The sequence below is a fragment of the Streptomyces sp. NBC_01384 genome (assembly GCF_045040035.1).
GTDB lineage: Bacteria > Actinomycetota > Actinomycetes > Streptomycetales > Streptomycetaceae > Streptomyces.
On record NZ_CP109559.1, the window covers coordinates 6077902 to 6091443 of the forward strand.

Here is a 13542-nt window from a genome sequence, read left to right on the forward strand (position 1 = left end):
CGCTCACGTTCCGAACCTACCTGTCTTTGACCGGTCCGTACGCAGCCGGGTCAGCGCTTGCGCCGTCGCGAGCCCACGGTGAGCAGACCCACGACCCCGACCACGACGAGCGCCACGGGCACGATGCGCTCGAGCCGCGGCGCGCCGTCCTCGGTGACGAACTGACCCTTCACATCGCCGACCACGCGGTTGACGCCGACGTAGGCGCGGCCGAGCGTGTGGTCGATGTTCGAGGCGACCTTGGCCTTGGCGTCTCCGATGATCGTCTTCGGGTGCACGCGCACGCCGATCTCGTCGAGCGTCTCGGCGAGCGTTTCGCGGCGGCGCTTGATGTCCGCCTCGATCTGCGCCGGAGTCCTGGTATCCGACGTTCTCGACGTATCCGACACCGCGCTGCCTCCGTGGTCGTGTGGTGATTCGTGCCATCGACAGTCTGTCAGCTTGGGTCGCCGCTCACTCCCCGGCACCCCCATTACGCTCGTTCCGTAGTCCCGTAGTCCCGTAAGCATCCCCCGGCCACGTGAGGTACCGATGAGCGAGCGACTCCAGCCCGGCGACACCGCCCCCGCCTTCACCCTGCCCGACGCCGACGGCAACGAGGTCTCCCTCGCCGACCACAAGGGCCGCAAGGTCATCGTCTACTTCTACCCGGCCGCCCTGACCCCCGGCTGCACCAAGCAGGCCTGTGACTTCACGGACAACCTCGACGTCCTCGCGAGCGCGGGCTACGACGTCATCGGCGTCTCGCCCGACAAGCCCGAGAAGCTCGCCAAGTTCCGTGAGAAGGAGTCCCTGAAGGTCACCCTCGTCGGCGACCCCGACAAGACCGTCCTGGAGGCGTACGGCGCCTACGGCGAGAAGATGAACTACGGCAAGACGTACGTCGGCGTCATCCGTTCCACAGTGATCGTGGACGAGGAGGGCAAGGTCGAGCGGGCGCTGTACAACGTGAAGGCGACCGGGCACGTGGCGAAGATCATCAAGGATCTGGGGATCTGAGCGTTCGCGCAGCGGTCTCTGGGTGTCTCTGGGTGTCCCTGGGTGTGTCCCTGAGTGTCCCTGAGTGTCCCTGGGTGTCCCTGAGGGTGGAACGGCCCGCACCGGTTCGATGTGATCCGGTGCGGGCCGTTCCGCCGTCCAGGGACGGGGCACTGCTTTCGTCACTGTTTACGTCACTGCTTACGTCACTGTTTTCGCGACGTCAGTCCGCTCAGCGCGCCCGCCCCCGCGGTCGTCCCCGTCGTGCCTCCGTCCGTCGTCCCGCCCGACGGGGCCGTGGTGCCGCCGGTGGTGGTGCCGGTGGTGGTGCCCGTGGTGGTGCCCGCGTTCGTCGTGCCGCCGGTGGTCGTTCCGGTGCTTGTGCCGCCCGTGGTGGTGGTGCCGCCGTTCGTCTGGCCCTGCGTCTGGCCTTGGGTCTGTCCCTGCGTCTGGCCCTGGGTCTGGCCGTTCGTCTGGCCCTGGGTCTGACCCGGGGGCGGGCTCTGGCTGGCCGTTCCGCCGGTGGTCGTGCCGCCGGTGTTCTGGCCGCCGGTGCCGGGGGACTGGTCGGTGGGGCCGGTGCTCGGGAGCTGCTGCTGCTCCTCCGCGCCGGGCTGGAGCTGGAGGTCGAAGTCCTTCGCGCTGGTGCCCTTGAGGGCGGACTTCGTGTACTGGGCCCAGATCTTCGCCGGGTAGCCGCCGCCGTTGATGCGGGGCTGGCCGAGGGCGCCGTAGAGGGACTTGTGGGCGCCGGTGTCGGGGTCCTGGCCCATGACGGCGACGACGGTGGCGAGGTTGGGGGTGTAACCGGCGAACCAGGCCGCCTGGTCCTCCTCCGCGGTGCCGGTCTTGCCCGCGGCGGGCCGGTCGGCGGCTTGCGCGGCCGTACCGGTGCCGCCCTCGACGACGCTCTGCAGGACGGAGGTGGTGGTGTCGGCGGCCTCCCGGCTCACCGCCTGCTTGGTGGCCTGCTTGGGCAGGCTCACGTCCGACGTACCGTCCTTGGTGAGCTTCTCGACCAGCGTGTACGTGCCACGCTTGCCATGGTTGGCGAGCGTCGCGTACGCCCCCGCCATGTCGAGGACGCTGGCGGTGGACGGGCCGAGCGCGATGGACGGGGTGGCGGTCAGGTCGGGGGTGGTGGAGGGGACGCCGAGGTCGACGGCCGTCTGCTTGACCTTGCTGGGGCCGACGTCGACGGCCATCTGCGCGTACACGGCGTTGACGGACTTGTCGGTGGCGGTGCGCACGGAGATGGGCCCGTACGAGACGTTGTCCTCGTTCTCGGGCGCGTACGAGCCGCCGCTCCAGCCCTGCACGGGGCGCTTGTCGGTGCCGTCGTAGACGGTGTTCGGGGTGATCGCGCGGCCGTCCTGGGTCTGCGAGCCGTTCTGTACGGCCGAGGTGAACACGAGCGGCTTGAAGGTGGAGCCGACCTGGTAGTCACGGCGCGTCGCGTTGTTGACGTACTGCTTGGTGTAGTCGATGCCGCCGTACATCGCGACGACCTTGCCGGTGGCCGGGTCGATGGAGACGCCGCCGGCGCGGACGTACCGGTCGACCTTGCGGTTCTTCTTGTCGAGGTTCGACATCACCTGGTCGTTGACGGCCTTCACGAAGGCGTTCTGCTTGGACTTCTGCAGGGTGGTCGTGATGCGGTAGCCGCCGGTGGCGAGGGTGTCCTCGTCGATGATCTTGTTGGTGGTCAGGTAGTCCTTGACCGCCTGCACCAGGTAGCCGCGCTGGCCCGACATGCCGGCCGCGACGACCTCCTGCCTGGGCTGCGGGAACGTCACCTTGTCCCGCGCCGCCTGGGTCAGCCACTGCTTCTTGACCATGCCGTCGAGGACGTAGTTCCAGCGCGCCACCGCCGCCGCCTTGTTCTCGGGGTGCGCGACCACGTCGTACTCGCTCGGTGCGTTCAGCAGCGCGGCGAGGTAGGCGCCCTGGCCGACCGTCAGATCCTGGGCGTCGACGCCGTAGTAGGCCTGGGCGGCGGCCTGGATGCCGTACGCGTTGCGGCCGTAGTAGCTGGTGTTGAGGTAGCCCTCGAGGATGTCGTCCTTGCTCGTCTGGCGGTCGAGCTTGATGGAGATGAAGAACTCCTTCACCTTCCGCGTGGCGGTCTGCTCCTGGCCCAGGTAGTAGTTCTTCACGTACTGCTGGGTGATCGTCGAGCCGGACTGCTTGCCCTTGCCGGTGGCGGTGTTCCAGCCGGCGCGGATCATCGCCTTCGGGTCGATGGCCGACTCGGTGTAGAAGTCCCGGTCCTCGGCGGCGAGCGCCGCGTGCTGGGCGTCCTTCGAGATCTGGGCGAGCGTCACGTTCTCGCGGTTGACTTCACCGTCGCGGGCGAGCTGGCTGCCGTCCGCGTACAGGTAGACGTTGCTCTGCTTGGTCGCGGCGTCGTTCGCGGGCGGGATCTTCACCATGTAGTAGCCGAGCGCGAACAGGCCGATCAGGAGGAGTGTCACGCCGACGAACGTGCCGAGCACCACCCGCCAGGTCGGGATGAGCCGCCGCCAGCCGGTCCGCTTCCGCTTGGGCTTCTTGCCGGGTGTGCTCGGACCGGGGGGTGTGCTCGGACTGGCGGGTGTGTCCGGACCGGGGGGTGTGCTCGGACTGGCGGGTGTGTCCGGACTGGCGGGTGTGCTCGGACTGGTGGGTGTGTCCGGACCGGCGGGTGTGTCCGGACTGGCGGGTGTGCTCGGACTGGTGGGTGTGTCCGGACCGGCGGGTGTGCTCGGACCGGCGGGTGTGCTCGGACTGGTGGGCGTGTCCGGACCGGCGGGTGTGCTCGGACTGGTGGGCGTGTCCAGACCGGTGGGCGTGTCCGGACCGGCGGGTGTGCTCGGACTGGCGGGCGTGCTCAGACCGGCGGACGTGTCCGGACTGGCAGGCCTGCTCAGACTGTCCAGCCCCTTCTGTCTGCCGGGTTTGCCCAGCTCCTTCTGGCCGCCAGGCTCGCTCGGCCCCTTCTGTCTGCCGGGCTTGCCCAGCCCCTTCTGACCGCCCTGACCGCCTGGCTCGCCCTGACCGCCGGGTCCCCCCGGATTGCCCGGCTTCCCGGGCGTCCCCGGCTCGGCCGCCCCGCTCGGTGTTGCCTGAGGAACCGACACTGGTTCCCTGGGTGCCCAGCCCTGGCTGTTCTGCTGCGGCTGCGGCTTGTCGCTCATCTGTTCGCCGTACTCCTGTTTCGCGTCGTACGTTCCCGTACGCCCTCGTACGCCTTATGCGCCCCCTCTTGAAGACTGCCGCACCAAGCGTTCCGTTCCCGGATCCCGGCACCCGTCGCACCCGGTAAATGCCTGGCAGGGGATGCCGGGAGGGGGCTAGGCTCCTGCGCTTCGGCCAAAACGGCCCTCTTGGTGCAAGGAGGACTTCCTCGTGGGGACAGGGCGGTTGTACACGGCCGTCGCGGTGGGCGCGTTCCGCCGCTACGCCACCTATCGGACGGCGACCGCGGCCGGGGTCTTCACCAACACCGTCTTCGGGCTGATCCTGGCGTACATCTTCATGGCCCTGTGGGACGAGAAACCGCACCTCGGCGGCTATGACCAGGCCCAGGCGCTCACCTATGTGTGGCTGTCCCAGGCGCTGCTCATGGTGATGGCCACGATGGGCGGAGGCTTCGAGGACGAACTGATGGAGCGCATCCGTACGGGTGACATCGCGATCGACCTGTACCGTCCCGCCGACCTCCAGCTGTGGTGGCTGGCCCAGGACGCGGGCCGTGCGCTGTTCCATCTGCTGGGGCGCGGCGTGATCCCGCTGCTGTTCGGCGCGCTCTGCTTCGAACTCGCGCTGCCCGTCGACCCGTTGACCTGGATCGCGTTCCTGGTCGCGGTCGCGCTCGGGGTGCTCGTCAGCTTCTCGATCCGGTATCTGGTGGCGCTGTCCGCGTTCTGGCTCCTCGACGGGGCGGGCGTGGCGCAGATGTCCATGATCGCGGGCGTCTTCTGCTCGGGGATGATGCTGCCGCTGAACGTCTTCCCGGGCGTGTTGGGCGAGGTCGTACGCGCCTTGCCCTGGTCGTCCCTGGTCCAGGCACCCGTGGACGTCCTGCTCGGCACGGCGGATCCGCTGGGCACGTACGCCTTCCAGGGGGCCTGGGCGCTCGGGCTGCTGGCACTCGGACGGCTGATCCAGTCGGTGGCGACGAGGAGGGTGGTGGTGCAGGGTGGCTGACTCTGCGGGCGGGATGGCTGATGCCGTGGGCGGGGTCGTGGACCCTGTGGGCCCGGTGGACCCTGCGGACGAACGGCCGGTGCACGACTCTTGGGTGGCGGCCCAGCAGGGGGCGTACGCCCGCGTACGCGACGGAGTGCGCGCCTACCGCATGATCGCCGCCATGTGGATCCGCTCCACGATGGCCTACCGCGCCTCCTTCGCGCTGACCACCTTCGGCAACTTCGCGGCCACCGCCCTCGACTTCGTCGCGATCCTGCTGATGTTCTCGCAGGTCGACCGGCTCGGCGGCTACAGCCTTCCCGAGGTCGCGTTCCTGTACGGCGTCGCGGACACCGCCTTCGGGCTCGCGGACCTCGTGCTCGGTTCGATGGACCGGCTCGGGCGCAGGGTGCGCGACGGCACGCTGGACACGCTCCTCGTGCGCCCCGTGCCCGTTCTCGCCCAGGTCGCCGCCGACCGCTTCGCGCTGCGCCGCCTCGGCCGGATCACCCAGGGGCTGCTGGTCCTCGGGTACTCCGTCGCCGTACTGGACATCGACTGGACGCCGCTCAGACTGCTCATGGTCCCGCTGATGCTGCTCAGCGGCGGCGCGATCTTCTCGGCCGTGTTCGTGGCGGGCGCGGCCTTCCAGTTCGTGGCGCAGGACGCCTCCGAGGTGCAGAACTCTTTCACCTACGGCGGCAGCACCCTCCTGCAGTACCCGCCGACCGTCTTCACCAAGGACCTGGTGCGCGGGGTGACCTTCGTGCTTCCGCTGGCCTTCGTGAACTGGCTGCCCGGGCTGTATGTGCTGGGGCGGCCCTATCCGCTCGACCTGCCGACCTGGGTCGCCTTCACACCACCCCTGGTCGCGGCGGGCTGCTGCGCGCTGGCGGGGGTCGCCTGGCGGGCGGGACTTCGTTCGTATCGCAGTACGGGGAGCTGAACTGACGTGGAAAACACGGAAACTGACGCGGGCAAAGCGAATGCTGACACGGACAAGGCGAAAGCCGACGCGGGCAAAGCGAATGCTGACACGGACAAGGCGAAAGCCGACTCGGACAAAGTGAAAGCCGACTCGGAAAACTCGGAAACTGGCCTGGAATCATGCCCGGTTACGGACCCGGTCGACGCCTTCATCGAACTCGACGGCGTCGAGAAGGTCTTCGACGTGCGCAGGAAGACCGGCTTCCTGCGCAGTGAGCGGCGCCAGGTGCGGGCCGTCGACTCCCTCTCCTTCACCGTGCCGCGCGGCGAGATGGTCGGCTACATCGGCCCGAACGGCGCGGGCAAGTCGACCACCATCAAGATGCTGACCGGCATCCTCACCCCGAGCGGCGGTCGGCTGCGGGTCGCGGGCATCGACCCGTCCCGTGAGCGCACGCGGCTCGCGCAGCGCATCGGGGTCGTCTTCGGGCAGCGTACGACCCTGTGGTGGGACCTCCCGCTGATCGACTCCTACCGGCTGATGCACCGCATGTACCGGATCCCGGACGCCCGTTACCGCGACAACCTCGACCGCTGCGTCGAACTCCTCGACCTGGGCGACCTGTTGGACGTTCCGGTGCGGCAGTTGTCCCTGGGGCAGCGGATGCGCGGTGACATCGCGGCGGCGCTGCTGCACGACCCCGAGATCCTCTACCTCGACGAGCCGACGATCGGCCTGGACGTGATCAGCAAGGCCAAGGTCCGGGGCTTCCTGCGGGACTTGAACGCCGAGCGCGGTACGACGGTACTGCTCACCACGCACGACCTCACCGACATCGAGCAGTTGTGCCGGCGGGTCATGGTCATCGACCACGGGCGGCTGATGTACGACGGTCCGCTGACCGGGCTGCACGAGGTGGGGGAGAGCGAGCGAACCCTCGTGGTCGACCTGGAGCGGGAGCTTCCGCCGATCGAGGTGGACTCGGCGCGGGTGGTGAAGGTGGAGGGCCCCAGGCAGTGGCTCGCCTTCCCCGCGGCGGCCTCGGCGGCCGAGCTGGTGGCACGGGTCGCGGCCGAGTACCCCTTGGTGGACCTGTCGGTGCGGGAGCCGGACATCGAGGCGGTCATCAGCCGCATGTACGCGGAGAAGGCTCTCTCGTAGGCTGGCTTCCATGACCGAAGCTGAGTTTTCCGGGGGAAGCGACGATCAGCGGCTGACGCCGCAGGCCCCCCGGCCCCCCGTTCCGGAGCTCCGAGCCTCCGACGCCGATCGTGAACGAGTCGCCGAACAGCTGCGGGACGCCCTCGCGGAGGGCCGCCTCGACATGGAGGAGTTCGAGGAGCGGCTGGAGGCGACGTTCAAGGCGCGTACGTACGGCGAGCTGGCGCCGATCACCCGCGATCTGCCGGGTGCGCAGGCCGTGTCCCCGGTCTCCATGGTCAAGCAGCCCGCGGAGAGCGGGGCTTGGGCGGAGCGGATCGTCGGCGGCGAGGGCTCGTCCTCGTGGGGTGTCGCCATCCTGTCGGGCTTCGAGCGCAAGGGCCGCTGGACCGTGCCCAAGAGGTTCGCCTCCTTCGCGTTCTGGGGCGGCGGCGAGATCGACCTGCGCGAGGCGAACTTCGCGGACCGCGAGGTCGTCGTCAACTGCGTCGCGATCATGGGCGGCATGAACGTCGTCGTACCGCCGGGCGTCGAGGTCGTCGTCCGCGGCATCGGCATCATGGGCGGCTTCGACCACCGCGAGGAGGGGCGGCCCGGGGACCCCGGCGCCCCGCGCGTGATCGTCACGGGCTTCGCCTTCTGGGGTGGCGTCGGCGTGGAACGGAAGGCGACCCGGGCCGAGCGGCTGCGCCTGAAGGAGGAGCGCCGCCAGGAGAAACTGGAGCGCAGGGCCGCCCGCAAGGAACTGGAGGGTTCGCGCCGCGAGGACGGTGAGGGCCGTGAGGGCCGTGACGGCCTCGGCGACATGTTCGACGCCCTCGACGACGCCCACGACCTGATCCGCGAACGCCACGAGGAACGCAGGGAGCGCATGGAGGAGCGCCGGGAGCGCCACAGGGAGCGCAGGGAGGACCGCCACAGGCGAAGGCACGGCGGCTACTAGCGTCCGACGTCGCCTGGCGCCGGGTGCGCGCGTGACAGTCTGCCACGGGTTCATTACGGATCGCTCACCCGACTGGAGTGCCTCCGGCCGAGTGGAGCGTCCCGTAAGGGGCACGGAGAACCGCGTCGAACACCTCCGCCATCCGCTTGTACCCCTTGTCGCTGGTGGAGATGACCCCGAGATCCCCCTGATTTCCTCCCGCACACACAGACACGGGGAACTCCTGCTCCGTTCCGGGAGTCGGTCATGAAGGGACAATGTGTACGGGGCCCTCGCACGGGACCATCGAACGGCTCGGTGGACGAGGTCGGCGAACGGGGTCGGCGAACGGGTGGAGTGAATGGAACGCACGGAACGGAAAGAACAGAAAGAACGGAAAGAACGGAAAGAAGCGGACGTCGAAGGGCAGCATGCCCGGCCGGGCGCCCTCACGAACCGCGCGACGACCGCCGTCGACCAGACCGGCCGCGCGACGACCCCACCTGGTTCGGCGAACCGCGCGATGACCTCGTTCAGCCCCGCCGACGAGGAGAAGCGCCGCGGGGTCCGTCGTATGAAGGCGACGGCGACCGGCCTGCTGCTCTTCGTCGCACTCGTGTACGTCCTGGCCAAGTGGGTCTCCCACGAGGGCGCGGGCACCTGGGCCGATTACGTCGCCGCGGCCGCCGAGGCGGGCATGGTCGGCGCGCTCGCCGACTGGTTCGCGGTCACGGCCCTCTTCCGCCATCCGCTGGGCCTGCCCATCCCGCACACCGCGATCATCCCCACCAAGAAGGATCAGCTGGGTGTGTCGCTGGGCGAGTTCGTCGGCGAGAACTTCCTCTCCTCCGATGTCGTACGACAGCGCCTGCGCGCCGTGGGCATCGGCAGTCGTCTCGGCACCTGGCTCGCCGAACCGGACCACGCCGACCGGGTGACCGCAGAGCTGGCGACCGCACTCCGCGGTGCCCTCACGGTCCTGCGGGACTCGGACGTACAGGCGGTGGTGGGCGAGGCCATCACCCGCCGCGCCGACGCCGCGGAGATAGCGCCCGGCATAGGAAAGATGCTGGAGAAGATCGTCGCGGACGGCGGCCACAAGCGGGTCGTGGACCTGATCTGCATCCGTGCCCACGACTGGCTGGTGTTCCACGACGAGCAGGTCATGGACGCGGTCCAGGGCGGCGCGCCCGGCTGGACCCCGCGCTTCGTCGACAAGAAGGTCGGCGAGCGGGTCTACAAGGAGCTGCTCCGCTTCGTCACCGAGATGCGCGACGCGCCCTCCCACCCGGCCCGCGGCGCCCTCGACCGCTTCCTCACCGACTTCGCGGCCGACCTCCAGTCCGACACCGACACCCGCGCGCGGGTGGAACGCCTCAAGGGCGAGGTGCTCGGCCGTGGCGAGGTCCAGGATCTGATCGCCTCCGCCTGGACGGCCGTACGGTCCATGATCGTGTCCGCCGCCGAGGACGAGCGCAGCGAGCTGCGGCTGCGCGTGCGGGCCTCCCTGCTCTCGCTGGGCGCCCGCATGGCCACCGATCCCAAGCTCCAGGCCAAGGTCGACAGGTGGATCGAGGGCGCGGCGGTGTACGTAGTGACGACGTACCGGAAGGAGATCACCTCCCTCATCACCGACACGGTGGCCGGCTGGGACGCCGAGCACACGACGAAGAAGATCGAGGCCCACATCGGCCGTGACCTGCAGTTCATCCGGATCAACGGCACAGTGGTGGGTTCGCTGGCCGGGCTGCTGATCTATACGGTGTCGCAGGTGGTGGGAGCGTAGGCCGCTCTCGGAAGGGAACCCGGGACCTGATCATCAACGGCGGCTTCCGGCTGGGCACGATCGGCGGCTCCCCGCTGTCGATCGTGGCCCCGAACACCGCTCCCCTCCCGGCGAGCTCTCTCGACCCGGCGGACATCGGCCGGCGACCGACCTCCGCCCCCGGCACGGTCCTCAAGGCCGAACGGCTGGTGGCGTCCGTCCGTGGAGGAACGTGTCTGCGCGGAGATGCCCCCGCGACGTCGAGCCGACCCGCCGAACGCACCATCATGTAGGTGTTTCTGAGTACGCGTACTCTGTCGGCCCGCCGCCCGGGCGGGGACCCTCGTACACATGACCGAGAAGCTGTTAGGCCCTCTGCGAACGCGCCCCTGGCCGGAACGCTGGCTGACGCGCGTGCTCGGCGCCGCCCTCTCCAGTGCGGCGTACCTCCTCTGCCTCCCCTGGGACCTGCGCAACCGCCCCGAGACGACGGGGTCGATCACCGAGACGACACCGGTGACCGTCCTCGGCATCGTCGTCCTCGGAGTGGCCCTGCTGCTCCTGGCGGCGTACTTCGGCCGCCGGGACGCGCTTGCCTGGCCGTTGCTGCTGGTGGCGGTGCCACCGGCCGCGCTGATGTACCTATCCTTCCACTCCCAGCCGGAGCCCCCGGACGCGGTGGTCTGGCCGCTGGCCTGGGCGTTCTTCACGCTGGTGGTCGCGGCGGGGGTGCTGGTCGCGACGACGGTGGCGCGACGGTACCGGTCCGGGTGGCCGATGTCGCCGGACTCTCCCGGCTCTCCCGACTTTCCCGACTCTCCCGATTCGCCGGACGAGGAACTGTCGCTCGCGCAGTGGTGGTGAACCGGTACGCGGGCGTGACTGCGCCCGAAAGCCGGCTTGCCGCGGTACATGCCCACGTACTGCCGGGCGCTGTCGACCACGACGGGTCGGCCGGCTAAGCGCCCGTGGTGGACCCCGGTCGGACGATCATCAGGATCGTGACGGTGGCCCAGAGGAGGTTGAAGAGCCCGGTGAACATGGCGAGCCGAGCCGTGGCCCGCTGAATGACGCCGCTCTCCCCAGCCCCGTCAGGGCTCTCCCCGATGCCCTCCATGATCGCGGCCTGCCGGGGCAGGACCAGCGCGGCGAGGACGACGGCGGCGAGGGCCGTCAGCACGATCGAGACGATCAGCCAGGTGTCCCCGAGTACGCCCATGTTCTGGGCCGTGGCGAACCCGAACGCGGGAACGACGACGCCGACGATCGCGTACACGCGGCAGATGCTGTACAGCACCCGGACGGTGGAGAGGGCCTGGGCGTCCCCGGGCGCGGCGAGCGCCTTGCGCGCACTGGGCGGGAACATGCTGGCGGCGACCGTGACGGGCCCGACCGCGACGATCGCGGCGAGGACGTGCACGGCGAGAAGGAACTTGGTCACGGAGTGACGCTAGGGGCGGTCCCGATCTTGCAGAAGTGGCAGTTCTGCCAGGTCTCAACGGATTCTCGCCAAGCCCTTGGCCCCTCGCAAGGCCTGGTCACGTTGGGAAAACGATCCGAACACGGTCCCAAAACGGTCCGAACACGGCCTTACGAGGCTGTGGGTGCCCCCCTTGGCCACAATCCGCCGTATGCCTACGCTCTGGCCATGCACACCGTGGCCGTACTGGCGCTCGACCAGGTCATCCCCTTCGACCTCTCCGCCCCGATCGACACCTTCGGCTGGGCCCGGCTGCCGGACGGCCGCCAGCCCTACCGGATCCGGGTCTGCTCGCCCACCGCGGACGAGGAGGTGAGCGCGGGCCCGTTCACGATCCGCGCCCCCTACGGCCTGGAGGCGCTGGCCGAGGCCGACACGATCATCCTGCCCGGCGTCGCGGACCCGGCCGCCCCGCTCCCGCCGGGCGTGGCGCAGGCGCTGCGCGCGGCGGCCGCGAACGGCACCCGGATCGCCTCGATCTGCGTCGGCGCCTTCGTCTTCGCCGCCACCGGCCTGCTGGACGGGCTGCGCGCGACCACACACTGGTTCGCGGCTGCGGACTTGGCGGCCAGATACCCCGCCGTGACCGTCGACCCGAACGTCCTCTACGTCGACAACGGCCAGTTCCTCACCTCGGCGGGCGCGGCCGCCGCCCTCGACATGTGCCTGCACATGATTCGCAAGGACCACGGTTCGGCGGTCGCCGCGCACGCGGCCCGGATGTCGGTCATGCCGCTCGAACGGGAGGGCGGCCAGGCCCAGTTCATCATCCACGACCAGCCCCCGGTACCGTCCGGCACCACGATGGAGCCCCTCCTCGCCTGGCTGGAGGAGAACGCGGACCGTGATCTGACCCTGGAGGACATCGCCGCCCACGCCGGCATGAGCATCCGTACCCTCAACCGCCGCTTCCGCGAACAGACAGCCACCACGCCCCTCCAGTGGCTGCACCGCGCCCGGGTCCGCCGAGCCCAGTACCTTCTGGAGACGACCACGTACCCGGTCGAACGCATCGCGACCCAGGCGGGCTTCGGTTCACCGACGGCGTTCCGGGAGCGGTTCAGGCGGGTGGTCGGCACGAGTCCGTACGCCTACCGCCGGGCGTTTCAGGGCACGGGGTCCTCGGTCACGCTCTCGGCCACGCCCCCGGTCTCGGGCTCGGGCGCGGAGTCCGTATCCACCGTCGCGGCCTCATAAGCGCGCAAGGTGTCGATGACCAGTTGCCGCTGATCGGGGGTCAGCGGTTCCAGCGCCTGACGCCAGGCGGTGGCTCCGCGCGACAACCACGCGGAGATGGAAGGCCGTTGGGCGTCGGTGATGCTGATGATGCGTCGCCGCCGGTCGGCCGGGTCTTCCCGCCGTTCCAGAATCCCCTTCCCGCTCAGCTCGCCGACCATGAGGCTGACGGTGGTCGGCGCGACTTCGAGGCGGGCGGCCAGGTCGTTGACGCTCATCGGCCCGTCGAAGAGCAGATACGACAGCAGCGACAGGTGCCGCGGGGCGAGCGCCAGCGACTGGAGCTCCTCGGGCACCGGGATGCGCTTGGCCCGCCCGACCATGCGGGGCATGAGCAGCAGCAGCGCCCTGATGGCTTCGTCGACGCTCGTTGACATCGTCCATCCCTCGAATTAGCTTTGAGGCCAAAGATACTTTGCCCTCAAAGGGAACTGTGGTCATGCTACCGACCGCCTGGCCGGCCACCCGCTGACGCACTCACTTGACCTACTGTCCACGTGAACGGAGATCTCCCATGCCACACCTCACCGTGCAGATCCGCGAGGAGACTCTCGACGGAGACGTCGAACCGAAGCTCATCCGGGCGCTGACCGACGCGGTGGCCGCCGTGGTCGGAGAGTGGGCGCGTACGGTCGCCGTAGTGGAACTGTTCGGCGTCCCTGAGCACCGCTGGGGAACCGCGGGCACACCCGGCAAGGCACCCGCACCGCTCGTCACGCTCAGCATGCGCGAAGGGGGCCTGACCCACCCCCGGATCCCCGACGCACCCGCCCGCCTGATCAGGTCCCTGACGGAAGCGGTGACCACGGTCCTGGGCGAGTCCGTACGGGAACACGTGACCGTGCTGATCGTGGGTGTCCCGGCGGGACAGTCGGGGGTGGGCGGGGAAGTCGTCTGAGCCG

The 13542-nt window shown here is 69.5% G+C and carries 15 protein-coding genes; 11 read left to right on the top strand and 4 right to left on the bottom strand.

The window, feature by feature from the left end; translation table 11 throughout:
- Positions 1-50: 50 nt before the first annotated feature.
- Positions 51-389, bottom strand: a complete 339-nt coding sequence (locus OG747_RS27945; protein ID WP_405882144.1) for a DUF3618 domain-containing protein — start codon at positions 387-389, stop codon at positions 51-53.
- Between the two features lie 142 nt (positions 390-531).
- Between OG747_RS27945 and bcp the strand changes: the two genes are divergently transcribed.
- Positions 532-999 (top strand): thioredoxin-dependent thiol peroxidase, encoded by a 468-nt coding sequence (gene bcp / locus OG747_RS27950; protein ID WP_405882145.1) that lies wholly within the window; start codon positions 532-534, stop codon positions 997-999.
- A 185-nt stretch (positions 1000-1184) separates the two neighbouring features.
- Here the strand turns inward: bcp and OG747_RS27955 are convergent, their stop codons facing one another.
- A complete protein-coding gene (locus OG747_RS27955) occupies positions 1185-3452 on the bottom strand; it encodes a transglycosylase domain-containing protein (protein ID WP_405882146.1) in 2268 nt (755 codons plus the stop codon).
- Between the two features lie 10 nt (positions 3453-3462).
- On the opposite strand from OG747_RS27955, the gene OG747_RS27960 reads away from it, so the two are divergent.
- The 8 genes from OG747_RS27960 to OG747_RS27995 all read left to right on the top strand — a co-directional run bounded on the left by OG747_RS27960 (position 3463) and on the right by OG747_RS27995 (position 10788).
- Entirely contained in the window at positions 3463-3987 is a 525-nt protein-coding gene (locus OG747_RS27960; protein WP_405882147.1) for a hypothetical protein, read from the top strand.
- Between the two features lie 378 nt (positions 3988-4365).
- Positions 4366-5166 carry an ABC transporter permease gene (locus OG747_RS27965; protein WP_405882148.1) on the top strand — a complete coding sequence of 267 codons (801 nt, stop codon included), beginning with the start codon at positions 4366-4368 and terminating at the stop codon, positions 5164-5166.
- 13 nt (positions 5167-5179) lie between these two features.
- Complete coding sequence (locus tag OG747_RS27970; protein ID WP_405885700.1) at positions 5180-6094, top strand: ABC transporter permease; 915 nt, start codon at positions 5180-5182, stop codon at positions 6092-6094.
- Positions 6095-6247: 153 nt separating this feature from the next.
- The gene (locus tag OG747_RS27975; protein WP_405885702.1) at positions 6248-7237 is read left to right on the top strand and encodes an ATP-binding cassette domain-containing protein; all 990 of its coding nucleotides are present in this window, start codon (positions 6248-6250) and stop codon (positions 7235-7237) included.
- Between the two features lie 10 nt (positions 7238-7247).
- The gene (locus OG747_RS27980) at positions 7248-8180 is read left to right on the top strand and encodes a DUF1707 domain-containing protein (protein WP_405882149.1); all 933 of its coding nucleotides are present in this window, start codon (positions 7248-7250) and stop codon (positions 8178-8180) included.
- Between the two features lie 340 nt (positions 8181-8520).
- Positions 8521-9945 carry a DUF445 domain-containing protein gene (locus OG747_RS27985; RefSeq protein ID WP_405882150.1) on the top strand — a complete coding sequence of 475 codons (1425 nt, stop codon included), beginning with the start codon at positions 8521-8523 and terminating at the stop codon, positions 9943-9945.
- A gap of 83 nt (positions 9946-10028) precedes the next feature.
- Positions 10029-10217, top strand: a complete 189-nt coding sequence (locus OG747_RS27990; protein ID WP_405882151.1) for a hypothetical protein — start codon at positions 10029-10031, stop codon at positions 10215-10217.
- Between the two features lie 58 nt (positions 10218-10275).
- A complete protein-coding gene (locus OG747_RS27995) occupies positions 10276-10788 on the top strand; it encodes a hypothetical protein (RefSeq protein ID WP_405882152.1) in 513 nt (170 codons plus the stop codon).
- A gap of 94 nt (positions 10789-10882) precedes the next feature.
- Here OG747_RS27995 and OG747_RS28000 read toward each other — a convergent pair whose 3' ends face one another.
- Complete coding sequence (locus OG747_RS28000; protein WP_405882153.1) at positions 10883-11365, bottom strand: DUF2269 family protein; 483 nt, start codon at positions 11363-11365, stop codon at positions 10883-10885.
- Positions 11366-11572: 207 nt separating this feature from the next.
- On the opposite strand from OG747_RS28000, the gene OG747_RS28005 reads away from it, so the two are divergent.
- On the top strand, positions 11573-12601 hold the full coding sequence (locus tag OG747_RS28005) for a GlxA family transcriptional regulator (protein WP_405882154.1): 1029 nt from the start codon (positions 11573-11575) through the stop codon (positions 12599-12601).
- On the opposite strand, the gene OG747_RS28010 is transcribed toward OG747_RS28005, so the two are convergent.
- Complete coding sequence (locus OG747_RS28010; protein ID WP_405882155.1) at positions 12511-13017, bottom strand: MarR family winged helix-turn-helix transcriptional regulator; 507 nt, start codon at positions 13015-13017, stop codon at positions 12511-12513. The genes OG747_RS28005 and OG747_RS28010 overlap by 91 nt on opposite strands.
- 137 nt (positions 13018-13154) lie before the next feature.
- Between OG747_RS28010 and OG747_RS28015 the strand changes: the two genes are divergently transcribed.
- On the top strand, positions 13155-13538 hold the full coding sequence (locus OG747_RS28015; protein WP_405882156.1) for a 4-oxalocrotonate tautomerase family protein: 384 nt from the start codon (positions 13155-13157) through the stop codon (positions 13536-13538).
- Positions 13539-13542 lie beyond the last annotated feature (4 nt).

What these genes read in the sequence shown, in the direction of transcription:
- OG747_RS28005 (WP_405882154.1), top strand. Translation starts at nt 11,573, where the DNA reads ATGCACACCGTGGCCGTACTGGCGCTCGACCAGGTCATCCCCTTCGAC.
- OG747_RS27970 (WP_405885700.1), top strand. Translation starts at nt 5,180, where the DNA reads ATGGCTGATGCCGTGGGCGGGGTCGTGGACCCTGTGGGCCCGGTGGAC.
- OG747_RS27995 (WP_405882152.1), top strand. Translation starts at nt 10,276, where the DNA reads ATGACCGAGAAGCTGTTAGGCCCTCTGCGAACGCGCCCCTGGCCGGAA.
- bcp (WP_405882145.1), top strand. Translation starts at nt 532, where the DNA reads ATGAGCGAGCGACTCCAGCCCGGCGACACCGCCCCCGCCTTCACCCTG.
- OG747_RS27980 (WP_405882149.1), top strand. Translation starts at nt 7,248, where the DNA reads ATGACCGAAGCTGAGTTTTCCGGGGGAAGCGACGATCAGCGGCTGACG.
- OG747_RS28010 (WP_405882155.1), bottom strand. Translation starts at nt 13,017, where the DNA reads ATGTCAACGAGCGTCGACGAAGCCATCAGGGCGCTGCTGCTGCTCATG.
- OG747_RS28015 (WP_405882156.1), top strand. Translation starts at nt 13,155, where the DNA reads ATGCCACACCTCACCGTGCAGATCCGCGAGGAGACTCTCGACGGAGAC.
- OG747_RS27985 (WP_405882150.1), top strand. Translation starts at nt 8,521, where the DNA reads ATGGAACGCACGGAACGGAAAGAACAGAAAGAACGGAAAGAACGGAAA.